Below are 21662 nucleotides of genomic sequence, written 5' to 3'. Positions count from 1 at the left end.
TTCGTTTTTGGGTAAGCCACGAAATTAATATTTATCAATCACATGCGCTTGTACTTCTGCGCCGTAATCGTTAATTTCCTGCCATTGCGGATAAAGACCGGCTAAATCATCATTTGCCATACCTAAACGCACTGCTTGATCCACAATAATACGCGCCACATCGAAATGACGGGAAAGCGGATAAGCCTCTAATTGTTCTTTTAAGACTAAACTTAAATCAATTGGACGATTATTTTCACGGTATTGAATTAATAAGCCTTGCATATGCTCGACGATTTGATCATGTAAATCAGCCAAAGACTCATATTGCAACTCTTCAGGTAATTCACCCAATGCATCATCTTCACGTAATACCATTTCTTCATCACGCAGATCGACCAAACGTTCCGCTTGAGCAGTCCACAAGAACCAAGGATGATCGAAATAGCTATGAATAGAATTACGCAAGCGTTGTGAGAATACACGATTTTTATCCATATCAATGGCGGTACGGATAAATTTATGCACGTGACGGTCATAACCAATCCATAAATCGATGGCTTGTTGTCCCCAGCTAATAATGCGGTCGAGCTTAGATTGTAAGTCGGTGATTAATTGTTCAATAAAATACAGCTCATCATGACCAATTACACAATCTTGAATACGTAATAATTGAGCCTGCAACTTATCACCTGCGGCATTTAAGGTATCTTGTAACTCACGTAAATTGCCTGAGGTTTCATCTAATAAACGTTCACAGCTAGAAATTGCCGCTTGCCAATCTTTGGTAAGCAAATTCGCAATTTCTTCCTTAATGCTTTGCTGATTTTCATCCATCACACGTTGTGATAAATCAATGCTATCGAAAATCTCTGCCACAGAATATTTTAACGGAGCGAAAACATTCCGACGCCAAAAATGCTCATTCTCCCCTTTTGCTGCACCTTCTTCTGCTGCATCAGATGCACGCTGAATTTCATCAGCCACAATAGAAAGCTGTACAGAAAGACGCAACGCAGAAAACTCACGCTGACGAATATAATAATCTGATACGCCAACACCTAATGGGGTGAGACGATAAATGGAAAGCCCTTCAGTAAATTCACTGCTGAAACGGTTAAGAAAACGCTGCTTCACCAATTCATTGATAGCATTATTGGCACGAGTGGCAATCGCATCCGTTGATTGGTCAAAGGCATTGGCTGTATGGCGGAAAATATCCACTAAATCAGCTTCTAACATCTCACCGTCTAAACGTTCGTTGTTATAGATAGCAATAGCCAGTAAAAACACCAAACGCTCTGTCGGCAGATTTAACGAAAATTCCCGCTCTTTTGCCCATGAGACGAGTTCAGGAATAGTTTGTGAGGTTTCGATCATTCGGTTACAAAAGCTTAAAATTGAACAAAAAATTAGTGAGATTATACAGGATTTTTTGTCAATCTTGAAAATCTTCTTGTGAATTGAACGGGCTTTTTATTTTTCGAGATTATATGTGGCTAATCTGCGATGTAAACAGATTGATAAATAAACGTTATCTTCAAAATAAAGAGCCACAAAATCGTGGCTCTTTTTCTCTTTTAAAAATAATCAAAAATTGACCGCACTTATTACAACATATATCGCCAAACAAATGCACTGACTAAAATAATCAACATAATAATAATTTGTATTAAACGTTTTTTGGTTAATTTTTCGGCTGCCATACCTATTTACTCGTAGATAACTTCTTTAATTTACTATTTAGTGGTAGAATAATTGCGTTAGATCAATTTTACACTATATTTATCGATTTGAGGAACTAATGAATAATTTCGTTTCAGAAACTAAATCAGGGCGCAGAATTCAATCTGGTGGTTGTGCGATTCATTGCCAGGATTGCAGCATTAGTCAACTTTGTATTCCTTTCACATTAAACGAACATGAGCTCGATCAGCTTGATAATATTATTGAGCGTAAAAAGCCTATACAAAAATCTCAAGTCCTTTTTAAAGCGGGTGATACGCTTAATTCTATTTATGCGATTCGTTCTGGTACCATTAAAACTTATACCATTAGTGAAGCGGGCGAAGAACAAATTACCTCTTTTCACTTACCGGGTGATTTAGTCGGTTTCGATGCGCTCACAAATATGCAACACCCAAGTTTTGCTCAAGCATTGGAAACCGCTATGGTATGTGAAATTCCATTTGATATCTTAGATGACTTATCTGGAAAAATGCCTAAGCTTCGTCAGCAAATTATGCGTTTAATGAGTAGTGAAATCAAAAGTGATCAAGAAATGATTTTATTACTGTCTAAAATGAATGCTGAAGAACGTTTAGCCGCATTCATCCATAACCTATCTAAACGCTATTCTGCTCGTGGTTTCTCTGCGAAAGAATTCCGTTTAACCATGACTCGTAGCGATATTGGTAATTACCTCGGCCTAACTGTTGAGACTATCAGTCGTTTACTTGGTCGTTTCCAAAAACTGGGTGTACTCTCTGTTCAAGGTAAATACATTACTATTAATGATATTAATGCATTGATTGATTTAACCGGTGTACATAAAACCAAAATCCAATTAGCAGAATAAATTAAAAGCGTGAATTTTCACGCTTTTTTAACATTTGAAACAAAAAAACTTGCACGAGATCACTTTTTTGATAATCGGTTCTTGTCATCGTTTAAAATCTTTTCTATCCTATTGATATCTCATATCTTGGAGGTTTTATGAAATTTAATAATATTCTTGTTGTACTCAATCCTGATAACGAAAAACAATATGCGCTTGCTCGTGCCGTTCGTCTTGTTAAAGAACAGCAAAATGAAACAAAGGTAAAAATCACCACCCTTTTGAGTATTTATGACTTATCGTATGAGATGTCAGCCCTTCTTTCTTCTGAAGAACGAAGCGAAATGCATAAAACAGCCGTTGAGCAACAGCGTCAAGCCGTACAATTTTATTTAGATAAATATGCCGATCCAGAAATTGAGTTTGAATCTCATATTGTATGGAGCAGCAATGAAGCGGATGCAATTCGTGAAGAAGTTGAAAAAAATCAATATGACCTCGTTGTGAAATACACTAAAGATGAAGAAAGTTTCACTTCATTGATTTTCACACCAGTAGATTGGCAATTATTACGTAAATGTCCAATCCCTGTATTGATGGTACGTGATGGTGATTGGAAACACCAACGCCGTATTTTAGTCGCTGTTAATGTATCCGGTGAGCAAGAATATCAAGATGAATTCAATCAAGAATTAGTTTCAACAGGCATGAATTTAGCGGAAAACTTAAACCGTGGTAACGTACACTTAGTAGCAGCCTACCCTGTTGCGCCAATTAATATGGCGATTGATTTACCTGAATTTAATACTTCAGGTTATGAAAATGGCATTCGTGGCCAACATCTCATTAATATGAAAGCCTTACGTCAAAAATTTGGTATTGATGAAGATCATACCCATGTACGCGAAGGTTTCCCTGAAGAAGTAATCCCTGAAGTGGCGAAAGAAATTGAAGCTGAATTAGTGATTTTAGGTACAGTGGGTAGAACGGGTTTATCTGCAGCGTTATTAGGTAATACGGCTGAGCATGTAATTAGTAAATTAAGCTGCAATTTATTAGCTATTAAACCATCTAAAAAATAATCCTATTTAGCTTTTTATTTAAAACAAGTGCGGTCAGAAAAACAATCGTTTTATTGACCGCACTTTTTTGTAAAAAAATGTGAAGTTTCTCACAAAATCAACTTTTTTCATTCGTCTCATCATTTCTTTTTGTTATACTCGTCCGCCCTATCGGGGACTTTATATAAATTGATTTATTGATTAAAAAGGAAAGACAATGAAAAAAACATTAATTGCAGCACTACTTGGCTTCTCTGCGCTCGCACAAGCCCATGAAGTTTGGGTTGCAACACCAGCACAACTTGCTTCCAATTCCGTTTTAAAAGCTGATTTAGCTTATGGTGACTACCCCTACGTTGAAAAAATTCCTGAAAAACGTCTCGCTATTTTTCCACCGATGGAACTCATCAATCAAGATGGTGAAATGCAAACATTAGTACAAAAAGGTGAAAACTACCAATATCAATCAGAAAAACCGTTAAAAGACGGTTCATATTGGGTAACAGCTACTTATAAACCAACTTTCTGGTCACAAAATAATGAAGGTTGGAAAATGGATAACTTACAAGGCACACCAAATGCATTCTATTGCGAACAAACTCAAATGTTTGGTAAAGCCTTTACTGTAGTGGGCAAAAAACCATTAAATACAGATATGGCAATGACACGCCTCGGCTTACCACTTGAAATCGTGCCACTTAAAGATCCGAAAACAATTAAAGCAGGTGAAGCTTTCCCTGTTCAGATTTTCTATAAAGACCAACCACTTGCAGGCGAAACGATTATCGCAACCTCTGATACATTTGTTGTAAAAGATATGGAAGCGGCGACATCTCACCGTGAACCACAAGCGTTTTCAGGTAAAACAAACAGTGAAGGTAAAGTTAACTTTATCCCATTAATTGAAGGTGTTTGGAAGCTTAAAGTGATTCACAAAGAACCATTTGAAGATCAAAAGGTGTGTCAACAATCAGCAAATTACGCAACGTTAATTCTACCTGTTGGTAAAGCGCGTGCTAAACTACCACCAAAACCAGAACATCATCACCATTAACTATAAAAAGTGCGGTCAAATCAATTTAACCGTACTTTTTTAATATGTTCTTAACGCTGGTGGTTGGTAATGTTCAATAAAGGTTTCAATTTCTTGAAGATCATTCGAGAATAAAATTTTCTCAAAATCATCTTGAGTAAAAAAGCCTTCTTTCACCATATGGCTAAAAAAGGACTTTAGTGAATCAAAATACCCCTTTTCATTAAACAGAATACAAGGATTGTTATTTTTTCCAATTCGCGTCCAAGAAATCACTTCAGCAATTTCTTCTAAAGTGCCTGGTCCGCCAGGTAAAGCAATATAAGCATCGCCAAGCTCAACCATTTTATTTTTTCGCTCAGACATATTTTCAACAATTACGGTCTTAGTTAAATTAGGATGTGAAACTTCTCTATCTTGTAAAAATTGAGGGATAATACCAATTACTTTACCTTGATGAGCAAGTACAGTATCTGCAACCACGCCCATTAATCCCAATTTTCCGCTACCATAAACTAAAGTATGTTGGCCACCTGCAATCCATTTTCCTAATTTTTTTGCGGCAGCCTGATAGGTAGAATCATTACCTAAACTCGCACCGCAATAAACCGTGATGTTCATCCTACTTTTTCCGTTCTACCCATTTCCCATCAATATAATCCACAATCCATTTTGTGGCTTTGCCATTCTTTTCAGATGTCACATATTGATGTTTTTCTTTACGGCTAAAGCGGATAATGGCTTCATTACCCTCAGGGTCTTTTTGTGGCGCATCCGCTAAATAACGTAATTTTTCCGGTAAACGATCACGATAAAGCGCTAATTCCGCCACTTTTGCTGGTCGTGTTTCACGGGATTTCGGGAAGTTATGAGCAGACATAAACACGCCACTTGCACCATCACGTAATACAAAATATGCATCAGATTTTTCACATTTCAGTTCAGGGAAATGAACTGGCTCTTCTTTTGGTGGTGCAACCTCGCCGTTTTTCAAAATCTTACGGGTGTTATCACAGCTGGTACAGCCCATATATCTACCAAAACGACCGAGTTTTAAGTGCATATCTGAACCACACTTATCGCATTCTACAATCGGTCCATCATAGCCTTTAATTTTGAATTGGCCTTGTTCAACCAAATAACCATCACAATTCGGATTGTTACCACAAATATGTAATTTACGATGTGGGTCAATGATGTAGCTATCCATCGCGGTACCGCATTTCGGACAACGTTTACGATCCATTAAGGCTTTGGTCTCAGAAGCCTCATCTAGCACATTTAATAATTCCGCTTCTGGAATAAGATTAATCGTGGTTTTACAACGCTCTTTTGGTGGTAATGCATAACCCGAACAACCAAGGAAGACACCTGTACTTGCTGTTCGAATCGCCATTTTTCGGCCACAAGTTGGGCAATCAATATCGGTGAGCACAAGGCTATTCGGCTTCATTCCACCTTCTAACTCATCTAATTCAGCCGTAGAAAGTTGGGTAGAAAAATCTTTGAAGAATTGATTTAACTCAGCCTTCCAATTTTTCTCACCGGATGCAATTTGGTCTAGTACGTTTTCCATGTTGGCAGTGAAATCGTAGCTCATCAAATCAGTAAAAGATTGATTTAAGCGATCAGTAACGATTTCACCCATTTTTTCTGCGTAGAAACGGCGATTTTCAATGCGTACATAACCACGTTCTTGAATAGTCGAAATAATTGCCGCATAAGTAGAAGGACGACCAATACCACGTTTCTCCAATTCTTTAACCAATGCAGCTTCAGAAAAACGAGCTGGCGGTTTGGTAAAGTGTTGGCTTGGCGAAACCGTTTTTAGTACTAATGTTTCATTTAAACTCACAGCCGGTAAAATTTGGTCTTCTGGATTTTTACCTAATTGTGGCAAGACTTTTGTCCAACCATCAAAGCGTAAAATACGGCCTTTGGCTTTCAACTCATAATCGCCAGCCATTACAGTGACGGTTGTGCTGTCATATTGTGCCGCTGGCATTTGGCAGGCTACAAATTGACGCCAGATTAAATCATACAAGCGCACCGCATCTTTATCCATGCCACTTAAATGATCCGCAAGCAGTTTGACATCAGAAGGACGAATCGCTTCGTGCGCTTCTTGTGCATTTTCTTTGCTCGAATAGAAATTCGGTTTAGCGGGCAAATAATCTTTGCCAAAATGGCTTTCGATATAAGAGCGTGCCATATTTAATGCATCTTGGCTCAAGTTTGTAGAGTCAGTGCGCATGTAAGTAATGTAACCAGCTTCATATAAACGTTGTGCCAGCATCATGGTTTTCTTCACCCCAAAACCTAAACGCGTGCTTGCAGTTTGCTGTAAGGTTGAAGTGATAAATGGTGCTCTTGGCTTAGAGCCTGTTGGTTTCGTTTCCAAATCTGTGACAACGTAATGTGATTTATTTAAGAAATTTACCGCACTTTGCGCTTCTTTTTCATTTTTCGGCTCAAATTTCTTGCCTTTATATTGCACCACATCCAAACACAAGTCTTCTTTCTTGCTCGTTTGGGTTAGCGCTTCAATTTCCCAAAACTCTTCTGGTTGGAATGCTTTGATTTCACGTTCACGCTCTACTACCAATTTCACGGCAACAGATTGCACACGTCCAGCTGATAGACCTCGCGCCACTTTCTTCCATAATAATGGCGACACCATAAAGCCCACCACACGGTCTAAGAAACGACGGGTTTGCTGAGCATTAACCTGGTCCATATTAATGTGAGCAGGATGCTGGAATGCTTTTTCAATCGCTTTCTTCGTAATCTCATTAAATACAACGCGGCTAAAACGACTATCATCGCCACCGATCACTTCACGTAAATGCCACGCGATAGCCTCTCCTTCTCTATCCAAGTCGGTGGCGAGATAAACATGATCGGATTTTTTAGCGAGAGATTTTAATTCGGCTACCACTTTTTCTTTACCTGGTAGAATTTGGTAATTGGCTTTCCAATCATGATAAGGGTCAATCCCCATACGTTTCACTAAGGCCGCACGGTCTTTTTCTGCTTTAATTTTGTTTTTTTCTTCCGCACTTAATCCTTTAGTGGAAACTGGTTTAGCCTTCTCGCCTGTGCTACTCCCTGCAGTAGGCAAATCACAAATATGCCCTACGCTGGATCTCACCACATACTGGCTACCTAAATATTTATTGATGGTTTTCGCTTTGGCTGGCGACTCCACAATCACTAAAGATTTGCTCATTTGCTTACCTAAAATATAACTAGAATTCTGTAAAATTGGCGATATACTGCAAACTTACGCCGATAAAATCAAGCTTTTTTTCAAAAAGGATTTATAAATGGATAAACTCAATGCAATTTCGGTTTTCTGCAAAGTGATCGAAACGCAAAGTTTTACACAAGCCGCAAACCAACAGAATATTTCTGTGGCAATGACGAGTAAATTAGTTTCACAATTAGAAGAACATTTAAAAACGCGATTATTACAACGTACAACACGAAAAATTGTGCCAACTGAAGCCGGTATGCTTTATTACCAACGTTGCCAAGCCATTCTATTAGATTTAAGCGAGGCTGATTCAAGCATCAGCAATATGGCGACGAGCTTACAAGGTAATTTATTAATCTCTGTGCCACGTGATTTTGGCTTACTTTATATTTTACCGAACTTGCCTAAATTTATTGAGCTTCATCCTAATTTACACGTAGAAATTGAATTTGAAGACAAACGTGTCGATCTTGTTGCGGAAGGCTATGATTTAGCATTACGTATCGGCTATATGCAAGATAGCTCACTTGTTGCACGTAAAATTAGCAGTTCCCCTATGCATTTTGTTGCTTCGCCAAGTTATTTGGAGTCGCGAGGTACACCGCTTACACCTGATGATTTAGAATATCACCAAGGCTTACTTTATAAATCATCGTTAAACCAAGTGCATTGGCAATCAACAAAAGCCAATCAAATTCAACGTTATAAAATTCAATCTAAAGTAGTTTCCAATAATGGGATGGCATTGTTAGAAATGACGAAAGCGGGCTTGGGCATCAGCAATTCACCTGGTTTCTTTGTAAAAGATGCGCTTGCTTCAGGTGAATTAATTGAAATTTTGTCTGAATATAAACAAAAACCTTTAGATATTTATGTGGTTTATCCAAATCGTCGACATTTACCGGCTAAAGTTCGCGCATTTATTGAATTTTTAGCGAGTCTCGGTTTGTGTGAAAACAGTCAAATATAAAAAACAAGGGCGGATTGACCGCCCTTTATTATTCAAATAATGTCCAAATCGGTTTTACCTCTTCAGGTAAAAACAAATTCTTTCCTAATTCAATCCATCCGCAAGGAAAATGAAAATCCGACCCTAAAGAAGCGGCTAAGTCATATTCATTGGCTAAACGTGCAAGGTACTGACGTTGATCTTTAGTCTGTCCACTATCTGCGACTTCCATGCCATCACCGCCCCATTGTTTGAAATCAACAATTAATCGACGAATCCATTTTCCTGTCATGTTATAACGCATAGGATGAGCAATGATGGCAACTCCACCTGCTGCATGAATCGTCTCAATCGCTGTTGGAATATCTACCCATTCAGCTTTGACAAAACATGATTTTCCACCACCTAGATAACGCTTAAAGGCTTGCCCATCATTTGAAACCTTTCCGATTTGTACCAAATAACGTGCATAATGCGCACGAGTTACTTCCCCATTGGCTAATGCTTTTGCGCCTTCATAGGCATTGGGAACACCTGCTTTTTCTAATTTATGGCCAATTTCAACCGCTCTTTTTTCTCTCAGTGATTTTTGTTCGGCTAAAAGTGCGGTCATTTTAGGATGCGTTTTATCAAAATTTAATCCAACAATATGGATGCCACAACCCTCCCAATTCGTTGAAATTTCCACGCCATTAATTAGCTCAATGCCTAGTTTATCTGCTTCAAGTTTGGCTTCATCAATGCCCATTACAGTGTCGTGATCACATAAAGCGAGCACATTGACACCTTGTTCATGAGCTCGTTGCACAAGCTCTGTAGGCGTTAAAACACCATCTGAAGCCGTACTATGGCAATGTAAATCATATTTTTTTGTCATTTATTTAATCGCTTTCACTAATTCTTTAACTAAGCTTGGACCGTGATAAATCAAACCTGAATAAACTTGTAACAATTCAGCACCAGCTTCAATCTTCTCTTGTGCATTTTGTACACCATCAATACCACCACTACCAATAATCGGAACTTGTCCTTTCAGTTCTTGATGCAATCTTCGAATAATTTCTGTACTTTTTTGCTGTAACGGTTTTCCACTTAAGCCACCTTGTTGTTCCGCATTTTTCAAACCAGTGACGTTGTCGCGAGAAATCGTCGTATTAGTCGCAATTACCCCATCCATTTGATGACGAAGTAATGTATCTGCAATTTGAACGAGCTCAGCCTCAGATAAATCAGGTGCTATTTTTACTGCAATCGGCACATATTTATTATATTGCTCAGCTAATACTTTTTGACGTTGTTTTACACTTTGCAGTAAATCATCAAAGTAATCACCATACTGCAACTGACGCAAATCCGGTGTATTTGGTGATGAAATATTTACCGTAATATAATCCGCATAGTTATAGGCTTTGTTTAGGCAAAATAGGTAATCATCTTTCCCCTTCTCAAGCGGCGTGATTTTATTTTTACCAATATTAATCCCTATTACGCCATCAAATTTTGCCTTTTTAACATTCTCGACCACATAATCAATGCCATAATTATTAAATCCATTACGGTTAATAATCCCTTCCGCTTCCACTAAACGGAATTGACGAGGTTTCGCATTCCCCTCTTGCGCTAAAGGCGTAACCGTACCGACTTCAATAAAACCAAATCCCATCGCACCAAATCCATCAATCGCTTCGGCATTTTTATCTGCTCCCGCCGCTAACCCAATAGGATTTTTAAACGTAATGCCCATTACCTGCTTAGGCGTACCTTGTGGACAAGCCAAAAGTTGTTTCAATAAAAATTGACAAGGCGATTTACCCGCTACGTGCAATGATTTAATCACTAAATCATGGGCAGTTTCAGGATCAAGGGAAAAGATGGCTTTACGGATCAAAGAATACATACTCGTTTATCTCTCAGGATAGTTCACTGTAAATGGAAAGTGCGGTCAAAATTAACCGCACTTTTTGTTTTATTGCAAGGCTTTTTCAATCTTCTCAAATAAATCTTTTGAGAGATCTTCAACCGCACTTAAACGTTCTAAGGCACGTTTCATTAGTGTTTGACGTTGTGCATCAAAACGTGAGAAACGAATTAATGGCTCAATTAAACGCGCAGCTACTTGTGGATTGCTTTCATTTAAACGAATTAAGACATCCGTTAAGAAGCGATAGCCAGAACCACTAATATGATGGAAAGCTTTTAAGTTGTGATTTGCAAAGCTACCCACTAATGAACGTAAACGGTTTGGATTGTTGAAGTTAAAACTCTGGTGATCCATTAACACTTGTACAATTTCCAATACGTTTTCATCTGGGCGAGTAGCTTGTAAAGCAAACCATTTATCCATGACTAAACCATCATGTTGCCATTTTTGTTCAAAATCGGTCAACAAGGTATCACGACAAGGTAACGCAGCTTTGGTCGCCATATTTAATGCCGCTAAAGTATCCGTCATATTATTGGCATTATTGTAATGTTTTTGCACTACATTATTGCCTAAATTGGTGTAAGCCAAATAACTTAAACAAAGATTACGCATTGCTCGTAAAGCAATATCTTCTTGAGCCACTTGATAATTTTCAAGACGAATATGTGTATAAATACGTAGCAAATCTTCTTTCAAGTATTCTGCGATTTGTACCAACATAAATTCTCTTGCAGCAGAAATGCCATCTGGATCAATCGTTTTGAAGTTTTCAGCAAACTCAATGTCTTTTGGCAAGGTCAGGATTAATGTGGCTAATTCGATATCCTGTTCGTAATTTTCCAATACATGCGCAAGTGCAGTCAAAACATCAGGCGAAATGTCAAAGGCTTCACCTTGTTGGAAATGCGCCACATTACGACGCAATTCTTGTGTAAACAGCATTTGTGCCGCATCCCAACGAGCAAATTGGTTATCAGCGAATTTAAGTAAACCTAATAACTGCTCTGTGGTGTAATCATAATCGAGCTTCACCGGTGCAGAGAAATCACATAATAACGCAGGAGTTGGGCGACCATAAATACCATGGAATTCAAACACTTGGTCTTTTTCTGTCACATTTAACACATCACTTAACAACTCACCGTTATGCTGTAACATTTGTTTCGTGCCTTTGGCATCATAAAGCGCAATTTTCAATGGAATATGTAAGTTTACTTTTTCCATTTGGTCCGCTGTTGGCGGCGTAGATTGCGAAACCGTTAAACGATAAGTATGGGTTTGTTCATCATAGGCATCGCTAATTAATAATTCTGGCGTACCCGATTGGCTATACCAACGACGGAATTGTGCTAAATCAACGTCATTCGCACGTTCCATTGCAGAAACAAAATCTTCACAGGTTGCCGCTTTACCATCGTTTTCAGCAATATAAAGTTGCATCCCTTTTTGGAAACCTTGTTCACCTAATAAGGTGTGCAACATACGAATCACTTCTGCCCCTTTTTCATATACGGTCACTGTATAGAAGTTATTCATTTCAATGACTTTTTCAGGGCGAATTGGGTGTGACATTGGGCTTGCATCTTCGGCAAATTGCACCGTACGTAAGAATTTCACGTTATTAATACGATTGACTGCTCGAGAACCGGTGTCAGATGAAAACTCTTGATCACGGAAAACTGTTAAACCTTCTTTCAAACTTAATTGGAACCAATCACGGCAAGTTACACGGTTTCCCGTCCAATTATGGAAATATTCATGTGCAATCACGCTTTCAATGGCGAGATAATCATCATCGGTTGCTGTTTGTGGATTTGCCAACACAAATTTAGAGTTAAAAATATTCAACCCTTTATTTTCCATGGCGCCCATATTGAAGAAGTCCACAGCAACAATCATGTAAATATCTAAGTCATATTCTAAATTGAAACGGTCTTCATCCCATTTCATCGCTTTTTTCAGACTTTCCATTGCCCAAGAGGCACGAGCAAGATTTCCACGATCAACATAAAGCTCTAAGGCCACTTTACGACCACTTTTTGTCGTAAAGGTATCTTGTAATAAATCAAAATCACCCGCAACTAGAGCGAATAAATAGCTTGGTTTCGGAAATGGGTCATTCCATTCAACCCAATGACGACCATCTTCTAATTCACCACTTGCAATACGGTTACCATTAGAAAGCAAGTAAGGATATTTAGTCTTATCTGCGGTAATTTTGGTTGTATAGCGCACTAATACATCTGGTCGATCAAGCATATAAGTGATTTGACGGAAACCTTCTGCTTCACATTGTGTACAAATACCCTCACCAGATTGATAAAGTCCTTGTAAAGAGGTGTTTTGTGCAGGCTCTAGATTCGTCACAATTTCAAGTTCAAAATTGACCGCACTTTGATTGGTTAAATCTAACGTTAAACTTTCATGGTCTTGATGATAATGTTTAAAATCTTCGCCATTGAATTTAATGGAAGCAAATTGGAAGCCATGACCATCTAATCGTAGATGGGTTGCTTCATCATTTAAACGTTGGAAGGTTGTCTTTGCTGTAACAACGGTATGGCTAGGATCCAATTGAAAATCAAGGAAAATATCCGTAACTGTAAAATCAGGTTGTTTGTAATCTTTTCTATATTTCGCTTTAGCTAACATAATCGGCTCTATTTCTAAGAAAAAAACTCGTACTAGGATAAGATTTTATGGGAAAACTTGCAATGGAATTTTCAGTTTTTACCATATAGCAAACGTTTGCTTAAAAGTAGGCAAGTATGCTATTCTACGCATCGTTTTTTATCAGATAAATTTTTAAAAATATGTCAAATACCGCACAAATTGCTATTGTTATGGGCTCAAAAAGTGATTGGGCAACCATGCAAGAAGCCACTCAAATTTTAGATGAACTCAATGTGGCATATCATGTTGAAGTCGTTTCCGCACATCGAACCCCCGACAAACTGTTTGAATTTGCCGAAAATGCACAAAAGAATGGTTACAAAGTGATTATTGCGGGTGCAGGTGGTGCAGCTCATTTACCTGGTATGATTGCGGCTAAAACACTTGTGCCCGTATTGGGTGTCCCTGTTAAAAGCTCTATGTTAAGCGGTGTTGATAGTCTCTATTCTATCGTACAAATGCCAAAAGGCATTCCTGTCGGTACGTTAGCGATTGGCCCAGCCGGTGCTGCTAATGCAGGATTACTCGCCGCACAAATTCTTGCGGGTTGGGATGATGTGTTATTCGCTCGCCTACAAGCATTCCGCGAAAATCAAACCAATATGGTATTGGATAATCCTGATCCACGTACATAAAACACCGTTAAATTTGACCGCACTTTTCAAAGTGCGGTTGTTTTTTTAGCTAGATTTGATGAGAAATTTTATGCAAAACTCTACCCTATATCCTACTGTTTATGTGCTTGGTAATGGTCAACTTGGCAGAATGTTACGTTATGCAGGCGCACCTTTAGATATTCATGTCCAACCGCTTGAGTTCAATGCACCTGTATTTGATTTACCCAAAGATGCCATCATCACCGCAGAAATTGAACGTTGGGAAAAAACACCGTTAACCGAATTATTAGGTCATCATAAGAATTTCGTTAATCAGAATGTTTTTGGCTTATTGGCTGATCGCTTTACCCAAAAATCTTTACTGGATGAACTCAATCTCTCTACCTCGCCATGGTGTTTATTAAAAGATAAAACGCAATGGCCTGAAGTATTTAAAAACGTGGGTGAAAAAGTCGTAGTAAAGCGTCGTACTGGTGGTTATGACGGTCGTGGTCAATGGATTATCACTGAAAATAATCAACGTGACATTACGGACGATTTATTTGGTGAAGTTATCGCAGAAAAATTTATTCCTTTTGATTATGAAGTGTCTATCTTAGGCGCAAGATTTAAAAATGGTGAAAAACGTTTCTATCCAGTGACACATAACCTACAGCAAAATGGCATTTTACGTTACAGTGTGACAGATGTTTCATTCCCTCAACAACAAAGCCAACAAATTCAGGCTGAATCTATGCTTGGAAAAATTATGGATAAGCTTGAATATGTGGGTGTAATGGCGATGGAATGCTTTGTAGTAGGCGATAAATTATTAATTAATGAACTTGCCCCAAGAGTGCATAATAGCGGACATTGGACACAATTAGGCTGTGCGATTAGTCAATTTGAATTGCATCTACGTGCTTTACTAGATTTACCCACTCCATCATTACAGCCCATTGCACCAAGTGTCATGGTTAATTTAATTGGTACAGAACATAATCCACAATGGTTGAACACTCCTTTCTCCCAATTACATTGGTATGGCAAGGAAGTTCGTCCAGGTAGAAAATTAGGTCATATCAATATTACGCATCCTGATAAAACGATCATTATTCAACAGCTTGAAAAACTTCGTCACGAACTCCCTGAAGACTATCAATCTGGTTTAAATTGGACGATTGAGAAATTAAAATAATCGAAAAAACAACCGCACTTTTTGATGAATATCTAAAAACATCAAAGTGCGGTTGATTTTTATCAGGTTCTTCTTGATAAAATCCATTGACTGAAGTATAAAATTACTCATCTCACAACACATACATAAGGAAAAGCTATGTTTGAACATATCAAAGCGGCTCCGGCCGATCCTATCTTAGGCTTAGGCGAAGCATTCAAATCTGAAACCCGTGAAAATAAAATCAATTTAGGTATTGGCGTTTATAAAGATGCACAAGGTACAACACCGATTATGCGTGCAGTGAAAGAAGCAGAAAAACGCTTATTTGATAACGAAAAAACGAAAAACTATCTGACTATCGATGGTATTGCCGATTATAACGAACGCACAAAAGAACTCCTTTTCGGTAAAGATTCAGAAGTCATTAAAGCAAACCGTGCAAGAACTGCTCAAAGTTTAGGGGGCACAGGTGCATTACGCATTGCTGCGGAATTCATCAAACGCCAAACCAAAGCTCAAAATGTGTGGATTAGTACGCCAACATGGCCAAACCACAATGCCATTTTCAATGCGGTGGGCATGACGATTCGTGAATATCGTTATTATGATGCTGAACGCAAAGCCCTTGACTGGGAACATTTACTTGAAGATTTAAGCCAAGCAAGCGAAGGTGATGTGGTGCTTTTACATGGTTGCTGTCACAACCCAACCGGTATTGACCCAACCCCAGAACAATGGCAAGAATTAGCTGCGCTTTCAGCAAAAAATGGCTGGTTACCACTCTTTGACTTTGCTTATCAAGGTTTAGCCAATGGCTTAGATCAAGATGCTTACGGTTTACGTGCATTTGCGGCAAATCATAAAGAATTATTAGTGGCGAGTTCATTCTCTAAAAACTTTGGTTTATACAATGAGCGTGTAGGTGCCTTTACCCTTGTAGCTGAAAATGCAGAAATTGCTTCCACCGCATTAACACAAGTGAAGTCAATTATTCGTACACTCTACTCTAACCCAGCATCTCACGGTGGGGCGACCGTAGCGACCGTATTAAATGATGCACAACTTCGTCAAGAATGGGAAAATGAATTAACTGAAATGCGTGAACGCATCAAAAAAATGCGTCATTTATTCGTTCAGTTATTAAAAGAATACGGTGCAGAACAAGATTTCAGCTTTATCATGGAACAAAACGGTATGTTCTCTTTCAGCGGCTTATCACCTGAACAAGTTGATCGCTTAAAAGAAGAATTTGCGATTTACGCTGTTCGCTCTGGTCGTATCAATGTAGCGGGTATCACAGAAGACAATATTCGTTATTTATGTGAAAGTATTGTGAAAGTACTTTAATTTATAAAAAGCAAAAGTGCGGTTAAGTTTAACCGCACTTTGTCATTACCACTTCTCTAACGCTTCTTTATCGCTTTCTCTTGCTTCAATCCAACGCTCGCCTTGATGGGTTTGTTCTTTTTTCCAGAACGGGGCTTTAGATTTTAAGAAGTCCATAATAAATTCATTAGCGTGGTAGGCATCACCTCGGTGAGCAGAACTAATCCCCACTAATACGATCTCATCGCCAGTATGTAGCAATCCTACTCGATGAATTACAGACACACGCTGAATATCCCAACGCGCTTTCGCCTGTTCTACAATTTCACGTAAGGCTTTTTCTGTCATTGCGGGATAATATTCTAAATATAAACTGGATACCTCATCGCCTAAATTAAGATCGCGTACTTTACCCACAAAAACAACCGTTGCGCCAACTGAATGTTGCTCTGATAGCCATTGGTAAACTGCATTTTGATCAAAAGGTTGTTCTTGTACTGAAATTTGAATATCAGCCATTTAGCCTCCTGTTACCGGTGGGAAAAACGCAATTTCATCCCCATTTTTGACCGCACTTTCTAATGGCATCAAAGTTTGATTGATAGCGACTAAAAGTTTCCCTTTTTCTAACGCTAACGCCCATCTATCACCTTTTTGAGCAAGATGTTCACGCACCGCTTCTGCTGTCGCAAAGTCACCTTCAAGCTGAATAGAATCTTCCCCAATTAATTCACGAGTTTGAGCAAAAAATAAAACATTTAACATCTTATTTTTCCTCCGCAATAAAATGGCCAGATTTTCCACCGCTCTTTTCTAACAGGCGAACGTGCTCAATCACCATGTCTTTTTGTACGGCTTTACACATATCGTAAATAGTTAAGGCTGCTACGCTTACTGCCGTTAATGCTTCCATTTCTACGCCAGTTTTTCCGGTTAATTTACAAAGAGATTGAATACGAACTTGATTGGTTTCAAGTAGCGGTTCTAAATTCACTTCTACTTTAGAAAGTAATAAGGGATGGCAAAGTGGGATAAGTTCCCAAGTGCGTTTTGCCGCTTGAATTCCAGCAATGCGAGCAGTAGCAAATACATCGCCTTTGTGATGTTTTCCTTCCACGATCATAGAAAGGGTTTCTTTTGACATAGTAACGATGGCTTCAGCACGAGCTTCACGAACAGTCTCTGCTTTTGCAGAAACATCCACCATATTGGCTTCACCTTGAGAGTTGATATGCGTAAATGTAGTCATAATAAAATAAAGTGCGGTTAAAATATTGAATGTTTTACATGTGTGACGAAAGCAAAATAAGTGACAGTAAAAGTCACCTATTTTCTTCTAGCCACCGATAGAAGCTAAATGATTTCTTACGCCACTATCACCGATATGCAAATAATGATGTTCACGTTTGCCTTGCAATGCAGAAAAAATACGTGCTTGCAAAATATCTTGCTGTTCATGCGATTGTAATAAATCACGTAATTCAATGCCTTCTTCGCCGAATAAACAGAGATGAAGTTTGCCCTTCGCTGATACTCTAAGACGATTACAGCTTGCGCAGAAATTCTTCTCATAAGGCATAATTAAGCCAATTTCACCGGCATAATCAGGATGCGTAAAGACTTTAGCTGGGCCATCAGTGTGGGATTTATGCTGTAATTGCCAACCGTTTTTCAGCAATTTATCCGCTAATACTTGTCCTGAAAGATGGAATTTATCAAAGAAACTATCCATTTCACCTGTTTGCATCAGTTCGATAAAGCGCATTTGAATTGGGCGATCTTTCACCCAAACAAGGAATTGCTCAAACTCTTTGTCATTCAAATTTTTCATTAAAACTGAATTGACTTTGACTTTATTGTAGCCCACTTCAAATGCACGATCGATACCACGCATCACGTCATCAAATTTATTGATACCTGTAATTTGATGGAACATTTTTGGATCTAAGCTATCAACACTGACGTTAATAGACGTAACCCCTGCTTTCTTCCAATCAGCCACATCTTTTGCCATGCGATAGCCATTTGTCGTGACAGCTAATTGACGGATTCCATCAATATTAGCAATGCTTTCAGCAATAGAAATAAAATCTTTGCGTAAAGTCGGTTCGCCACCCGTTAAACGGATTTTCTCTGTGCCCATTTCAGCAAACGCTTGAGCAAGATAGGTGATTTCTTTTAAAGTTAAGAAACTTGGTTTGTTAGCTTCGGGTTGATAACCATCAGGTAAACAATAGGTACAACGAAAATTACACTGATCGGTAATCGAAAGTCGTAGATAGTAATATTGGCGTTGGAAAGGATCGACTAAGCGAGACTCTCCTACGTTCTTGATAGGAATGGATTGCATTTTACACCTTTCTAAATATGGAGAGGATAAACCGTTTCCAGCGTATCCCTGAATAACGTACCGCGTTATTGGCTTGCCACCGTATTTCTTGTGAAACTTAGGCTAAACAAGCTCGGAGTTATGCGTTAAAAATAAATTGTGTTGGTATTGTAATAAAAGCAAGCGGTTAATAGCAATAATTTGGTAGAATAACCCAACTATATTGATAAAAATAACAGAATTGACCTATATAAAAAAATATATAACATTATTTTTTATAATAATTTATAGGTAAAAAAGGAAGAAAAATGTCTGATTTATCTCGTCACAGCCGTCATGAACATTTAGACGAAATCAAACATATTGTTGCCATTGGTGGTGGTCATGGATTAGGACGTGTATTATCGGCGCTTAGTTTTATGAAAGAGCGTTTAACCGGTATTGTCACCACCACAGATAACGGCGGTTCAACGGGTCGCATTCGCCAAGAACAAGGTGGTATTGCGTGGGGCGATCTACGTAATTGCTTAAACCAAATCATCATTGAGCCAAGTACAGCCTCCGCATTATTTGAATACCGCTTTACTGGCGAAGGTGAACTTTCTGGGCATAATTTAGGCAATTTAATGCTCAAAGCCTTAGAAGATATGCATATTCGCCCCATTGAAGCCATTAACTTGATTCGTGAATTACTCAAAGTAAAATCTCACATTATTCCCATGTCAGAAGAACCTGTTCATCTTGCCGCGAGTTTAGGTTCAGGCTCCAGTATTGTCGGTGAAGTGAGCATTGATAATTTAACAGAATTACCCCAATCACTTTTCTTAGTGCCTATGGTTAAAGCCGCACAAGAAGCCATCCAAGCATTGGAGCAAGCGGAAGTCATTTTACTTGGCCCAGGAAGTTTTATGACAAGCATTATGCCCCCGCTATTGCTACCTGAAGTAGCGACTGCCCTGCGTAATAGCAAAGCGAAAGTTATTTTTATTGATAATTTAGGGACAGAAATTGGCGCAGCCTCTCATCTTTCACTAGCAGATCGTATTCTGAAAATTAATGAAATTGTTGGTGAACCAGTCATTAATGGTGCTATTACCCCTTATCGTGAACAAAGTGCGGTCGATTTGTCTGCCATTTCTTCCGTTAAAATCTTAGCTAAACGTTTGAATGCAGATGATATCAGCTATCGTCATGACAGAACATTACTTGCCAAAGCTATCGATGAATTAGTGGGTGAATTAGATTACGAATAAAAAAACCGCACGTTAAAGTGCGGTCATTTTTTCCTTATTTTTTCCCAAAAACTCTCACATTCGTGAAACCATTTTCTTTTAAATAAAGTGCTTGCAGTTTACTCATCACGCCTCGTTCACAGTAAAGCACATAGTTTTTACTTTGATCTAATGAGCCGAATTGTGAAGATAATTTGTAAAACGGCAATTGCATCACTTGATGCTCGTCTGATTCAAATGGATTTTCATCTGTCTCTTCAGGGCTACGAATATCTAAAATAATATCGTTTTCACCAAGCACTGAAATGGTATCCACTTCTACCACTTCTTTCTCAGTTTCTTCTGCAATTTGGCGAATATCTAAATATTGTGCATTTTCAACCGCACTTTCCAACACGACAAAATCAAAGTGATTTTCTTCTTCAAGAATTGTTTCACGTACCGCTTTAATCGTTGGATTTTTAGAAATTACCCCACAGAATTCCGGCATTGATTTAGCAATATCATCCGTACCAATCTCTTTCGCCATTGCAATAATCTGTTCTTTATCATGGGTAATAAGTGGACGTAATACTAATGCATCGGATGCTTCATCAATTAAGCGTAAATTGGTTAAAGTTTGGCTCGAAACTTGTCCGAGCGCCTCACCAGTAACGATAGCTTGAATATCAAAACGTTGTGCAACTTTACTTGCAGCTCGCACCATCATTCGTTTTAACACGACGCCCATTTGGCCGTTATCGACTTTCTCTAAAATCTCACCCACTACGCCTTCAAAAGGAATGGCAATAAAACGGACTTTATGTGATGAACTATAACGATTCCAAATATGGTAAGCCATTTGTTTCACGCCAATTTCATGGGCTGCTCCCCCCAAATTGAAAAAACAGTAATGCACACGTGAACCACGACGAATAAGCATATAACTGGATACGCCAGAGTCAAAGCCACCTGAAATCAATGAAAGCACATCTTCTTGTGTCCCAATTGGATAACCACCAAGACCAACATGACGAGCTCTCACCAGCATCATTTTGTCATCTTCAATATCAATACGAACGGTTACATCAGGATTTTTTAAGCGTACTTTTGCGCTTTCAACATGCTGATTTAAACCACCACCGATATAACGTTCTGCTTCAATGGAACTGAAATCATGCTTACCTTTACGTTTTACACGTACACAAAAGGTTTTGTTTTCAAGCTGAGCTGCGACATCCGCTAAGGTCAACTCAAAGATATGATGTAAATCGGTAAACGGTTTTTCTTCCACTTCTAAAAAATGATGAATCCCCGGAATGCGTTGTAAAAGCGCAATCAACTCTTCACGATTGGCTTCATTTTTTGAGCGCACTTCGATGTAATCCCAATGACGAATAACCGCCGTTTCTTCATCATATTTCTGTAAAATATTGCGGATATTAGAGGTCAAAATTTTTGCGAAACGCTTACGCACGGTTTCGCTTTTAATCATAATTTCAGGAAAAAGTTTAACGATAAATTTCATAATAATCTTTGAATAATAAAAAATGGCCGTATTGTACGCTAAATTCCAGATCCCACAAAG

Annotated in this window: 19 protein-coding genes and 1 riboswitch; of the genes, 8 read left to right on the top strand and 11 right to left on the bottom strand. The window is 38.5% G+C overall.

What is annotated here, in order from left to right; all coding sequences use genetic code 11:
- Nucleotides 1-24 precede the first annotated feature (24 nt).
- On the bottom strand, nucleotides 25-1359 hold the full coding sequence (gene mukF / locus DPV97_RS07780) for a chromosome partition protein MukF (protein WP_070712935.1): 1335 nt from the start codon (nucleotides 1357-1359) through the stop codon (nucleotides 25-27).
- A gap of 424 nt (nucleotides 1360-1783) precedes the next feature.
- On the opposite strand from mukF, the gene fnr reads away from it, so the two are divergent.
- From fnr to DPV97_RS07765, 3 genes are all read left to right on the top strand, one after another.
- Entirely contained in the window at nucleotides 1784-2557 is a 774-nt protein-coding gene (fnr, locus tag DPV97_RS07775) for a fumarate/nitrate reduction transcriptional regulator Fnr (RefSeq protein ID WP_049363496.1), read from the top strand.
- Between the two features lie 137 nt (nucleotides 2558-2694).
- Nucleotides 2695-3618 (top strand): universal stress protein UspE, encoded by a 924-nt coding sequence (gene uspE, locus DPV97_RS07770; RefSeq protein ID WP_070712937.1) that lies wholly within the window; start codon nucleotides 2695-2697, stop codon nucleotides 3616-3618.
- Nucleotides 3619-3814: 196 nt separating this feature from the next.
- Nucleotides 3815-4651 (top strand): DUF4198 domain-containing protein, encoded by an 837-nt coding sequence (locus DPV97_RS07765; protein ID WP_049363500.1) that lies wholly within the window; start codon nucleotides 3815-3817, stop codon nucleotides 4649-4651.
- Nucleotides 4652-4690: 39 nt separating this feature from the next.
- On the opposite strand, the gene DPV97_RS07760 is transcribed toward DPV97_RS07765, so the two are convergent.
- The gene (locus tag DPV97_RS07760) at nucleotides 4691-5251 is read right to left on the bottom strand and encodes an LOG family protein (RefSeq protein ID WP_070712939.1); all 561 of its coding nucleotides are present in this window, start codon (nucleotides 5249-5251) and stop codon (nucleotides 4691-4693) included.
- A gap of 1 nt (nucleotide 5252) precedes the next feature.
- Entirely contained in the window at nucleotides 5253-7859 is a 2607-nt protein-coding gene (gene topA / locus DPV97_RS07755) for a type I DNA topoisomerase (protein ID WP_070712941.1), read from the bottom strand.
- Between the two features lie 97 nt (nucleotides 7860-7956).
- Between topA and DPV97_RS07750 the strand changes: the two genes are divergently transcribed.
- On the top strand, nucleotides 7957-8856 hold the full coding sequence (locus DPV97_RS07750) for a LysR family transcriptional regulator (protein ID WP_070712943.1): 900 nt from the start codon (nucleotides 7957-7959) through the stop codon (nucleotides 8854-8856).
- A 28-nt stretch (nucleotides 8857-8884) separates the two neighbouring features.
- Here DPV97_RS07750 and rnm read toward each other — a convergent pair whose 3' ends face one another.
- From rnm to pepN, 3 genes are all read right to left on the bottom strand, one after another.
- The gene (gene rnm, locus DPV97_RS07745) at nucleotides 8885-9712 is read right to left on the bottom strand and encodes an RNase RNM (protein WP_070712945.1); all 828 of its coding nucleotides are present in this window, start codon (nucleotides 9710-9712) and stop codon (nucleotides 8885-8887) included.
- Nucleotides 9713-10732 (bottom strand): quinone-dependent dihydroorotate dehydrogenase, encoded by a 1020-nt coding sequence (gene pyrD / locus DPV97_RS07740; RefSeq protein ID WP_070712946.1) that lies wholly within the window; start codon nucleotides 10730-10732, stop codon nucleotides 9713-9715.
- Between the two features lie 69 nt (nucleotides 10733-10801).
- Entirely contained in the window at nucleotides 10802-13411 is a 2610-nt protein-coding gene (pepN, locus tag DPV97_RS07735) for an aminopeptidase N (protein ID WP_070712948.1), read from the bottom strand.
- Nucleotides 13412-13572: 161 nt separating this feature from the next.
- On the opposite strand from pepN, the gene purE reads away from it, so the two are divergent.
- The 3 genes from purE (at nucleotide 13573) to DPV97_RS07720 (ending at nucleotide 16555) form a co-directional block, all read left to right on the top strand.
- Nucleotides 13573-14067 carry a 5-(carboxyamino)imidazole ribonucleotide mutase gene (gene purE / locus DPV97_RS07730; protein WP_070712949.1) on the top strand — a complete coding sequence of 165 codons (495 nt, stop codon included), beginning with the start codon at nucleotides 13573-13575 and terminating at the stop codon, nucleotides 14065-14067.
- 70 nt (nucleotides 14068-14137) lie between these two features.
- Nucleotides 14138-15226: a 5-(carboxyamino)imidazole ribonucleotide synthase gene (purK, locus tag DPV97_RS07725; protein WP_070712951.1), complete on the top strand. Its 1089-nt coding sequence runs from the start codon at nucleotides 14138-14140 to the stop codon at nucleotides 15224-15226.
- Nucleotides 15227-15364: 138 nt separating this feature from the next.
- Nucleotides 15365-16555, top strand: a complete 1191-nt coding sequence (locus DPV97_RS07720; RefSeq protein ID WP_014065407.1) for an amino acid aminotransferase — start codon at nucleotides 15365-15367, stop codon at nucleotides 16553-16555.
- A 45-nt stretch (nucleotides 16556-16600) separates the two neighbouring features.
- Here DPV97_RS07720 and moaE read toward each other — a convergent pair whose 3' ends face one another.
- The 4 genes from moaE to moaA form a co-directional block, all read right to left on the bottom strand.
- Nucleotides 16601-17053, bottom strand: coding sequence for a molybdopterin synthase catalytic subunit MoaE (moaE, locus tag DPV97_RS07715; RefSeq protein WP_070712953.1), 453 nt, complete (start codon nucleotides 17051-17053; stop codon nucleotides 16601-16603).
- Nucleotides 17054-17299, bottom strand: a complete 246-nt coding sequence (moaD, locus tag DPV97_RS07710; protein ID WP_005625813.1) for a molybdopterin synthase sulfur carrier subunit — start codon at nucleotides 17297-17299, stop codon at nucleotides 17054-17056.
- Between the two features lies 1 nt (nucleotide 17300).
- On the bottom strand, nucleotides 17301-17783 hold the full coding sequence (moaC, locus tag DPV97_RS07705) for a cyclic pyranopterin monophosphate synthase MoaC (RefSeq protein ID WP_070712955.1): 483 nt from the start codon (nucleotides 17781-17783) through the stop codon (nucleotides 17301-17303).
- Between the two features lie 87 nt (nucleotides 17784-17870).
- Nucleotides 17871-18884 carry a GTP 3',8-cyclase MoaA gene (gene moaA, locus DPV97_RS07700; RefSeq protein ID WP_070712983.1) on the bottom strand — a complete coding sequence of 338 codons (1014 nt, stop codon included), beginning with the start codon at nucleotides 18882-18884 and terminating at the stop codon, nucleotides 17871-17873.
- A riboswitch (molybdenum cofactor riboswitch) is annotated at nucleotides 18873-19014 on the bottom strand. It overlaps the preceding gene by 12 nt.
- 157 nt (nucleotides 19015-19171) lie before the next feature.
- Here moaA and DPV97_RS07695 point away from each other — a divergent pair.
- Nucleotides 19172-20116, top strand: coding sequence for a gluconeogenesis factor YvcK family protein (locus DPV97_RS07695; protein ID WP_070712957.1), 945 nt, complete (start codon nucleotides 19172-19174; stop codon nucleotides 20114-20116).
- Nucleotides 20117-20150: 34 nt separating this feature from the next.
- On the opposite strand, the gene thiI is transcribed toward DPV97_RS07695, so the two are convergent.
- Nucleotides 20151-21602 carry a tRNA uracil 4-sulfurtransferase ThiI gene (gene thiI, locus DPV97_RS07690; RefSeq protein WP_070712959.1) on the bottom strand — a complete coding sequence of 484 codons (1452 nt, stop codon included), beginning with the start codon at nucleotides 21600-21602 and terminating at the stop codon, nucleotides 20151-20153.
- Between the last annotated feature and the right edge of the window lie 60 nt (nucleotides 21603-21662).

Origin of the sequence: Haemophilus parainfluenzae, assembly GCF_003253005.1 — a bacterium.
Classification (GTDB): domain Bacteria; phylum Pseudomonadota; class Gammaproteobacteria; order Enterobacterales; family Pasteurellaceae; genus Haemophilus_D; species Haemophilus_D parainfluenzae_M.
This window is presented reverse-complemented; position numbering and strand designations above follow the sequence as displayed.

Bases quoted from the DNA above. Each gene is read 5' to 3' on its own strand.
- mukF (WP_070712935.1), bottom strand. From the start codon at position 1,359: ATGATCGAAACCTCACAAACTATTCCTGAACTCGTCTCATGGGCAAAA.
- fnr (WP_049363496.1), top strand. From the start codon at position 1,784: ATGAATAATTTCGTTTCAGAAACTAAATCAGGGCGCAGAATTCAATCT.
- uspE (WP_070712937.1), top strand. From the start codon at position 2,695: ATGAAATTTAATAATATTCTTGTTGTACTCAATCCTGATAACGAAAAA.
- DPV97_RS07765 (WP_049363500.1), top strand. From the start codon at position 3,815: ATGAAAAAAACATTAATTGCAGCACTACTTGGCTTCTCTGCGCTCGCA.
- DPV97_RS07760 (WP_070712939.1), bottom strand. From the start codon at position 5,251: ATGAACATCACGGTTTATTGCGGTGCGAGTTTAGGTAATGATTCTACC.
- topA (WP_070712941.1), bottom strand. From the start codon at position 7,859: ATGAGCAAATCTTTAGTGATTGTGGAGTCGCCAGCCAAAGCGAAAACC.
- DPV97_RS07750 (WP_070712943.1), top strand. From the start codon at position 7,957: ATGGATAAACTCAATGCAATTTCGGTTTTCTGCAAAGTGATCGAAACG.
- rnm (WP_070712945.1), bottom strand. From the start codon at position 9,712: ATGACAAAAAAATATGATTTACATTGCCATAGTACGGCTTCAGATGGT.
- pyrD (WP_070712946.1), bottom strand. From the start codon at position 10,732: ATGTATTCTTTGATCCGTAAAGCCATCTTTTCCCTTGATCCTGAAACT.
- pepN (WP_070712948.1), bottom strand. From the start codon at position 13,411: ATGTTAGCTAAAGCGAAATATAGAAAAGATTACAAACAACCTGATTTT.
- purE (WP_070712949.1), top strand. From the start codon at position 13,573: ATGTCAAATACCGCACAAATTGCTATTGTTATGGGCTCAAAAAGTGAT.
- purK (WP_070712951.1), top strand. From the start codon at position 14,138: ATGCAAAACTCTACCCTATATCCTACTGTTTATGTGCTTGGTAATGGT.
- DPV97_RS07720 (WP_014065407.1), top strand. From the start codon at position 15,365: ATGTTTGAACATATCAAAGCGGCTCCGGCCGATCCTATCTTAGGCTTA.
- moaE (WP_070712953.1), bottom strand. From the start codon at position 17,053: ATGGCTGATATTCAAATTTCAGTACAAGAACAACCTTTTGATCAAAAT.
- moaD (WP_005625813.1), bottom strand. From the start codon at position 17,299: ATGTTAAATGTTTTATTTTTTGCTCAAACTCGTGAATTAATTGGGGAA.
- moaC (WP_070712955.1), bottom strand. From the start codon at position 17,783: ATGACTACATTTACGCATATCAACTCTCAAGGTGAAGCCAATATGGTG.
- moaA (WP_070712983.1), bottom strand. From the start codon at position 18,884: ATGCAATCCATTCCTATCAAGAACGTAGGAGAGTCTCGCTTAGTCGAT.
- DPV97_RS07695 (WP_070712957.1), top strand. From the start codon at position 19,172: ATGTCTGATTTATCTCGTCACAGCCGTCATGAACATTTAGACGAAATC.
- thiI (WP_070712959.1), bottom strand. From the start codon at position 21,602: ATGAAATTTATCGTTAAACTTTTTCCTGAAATTATGATTAAAAGCGAA.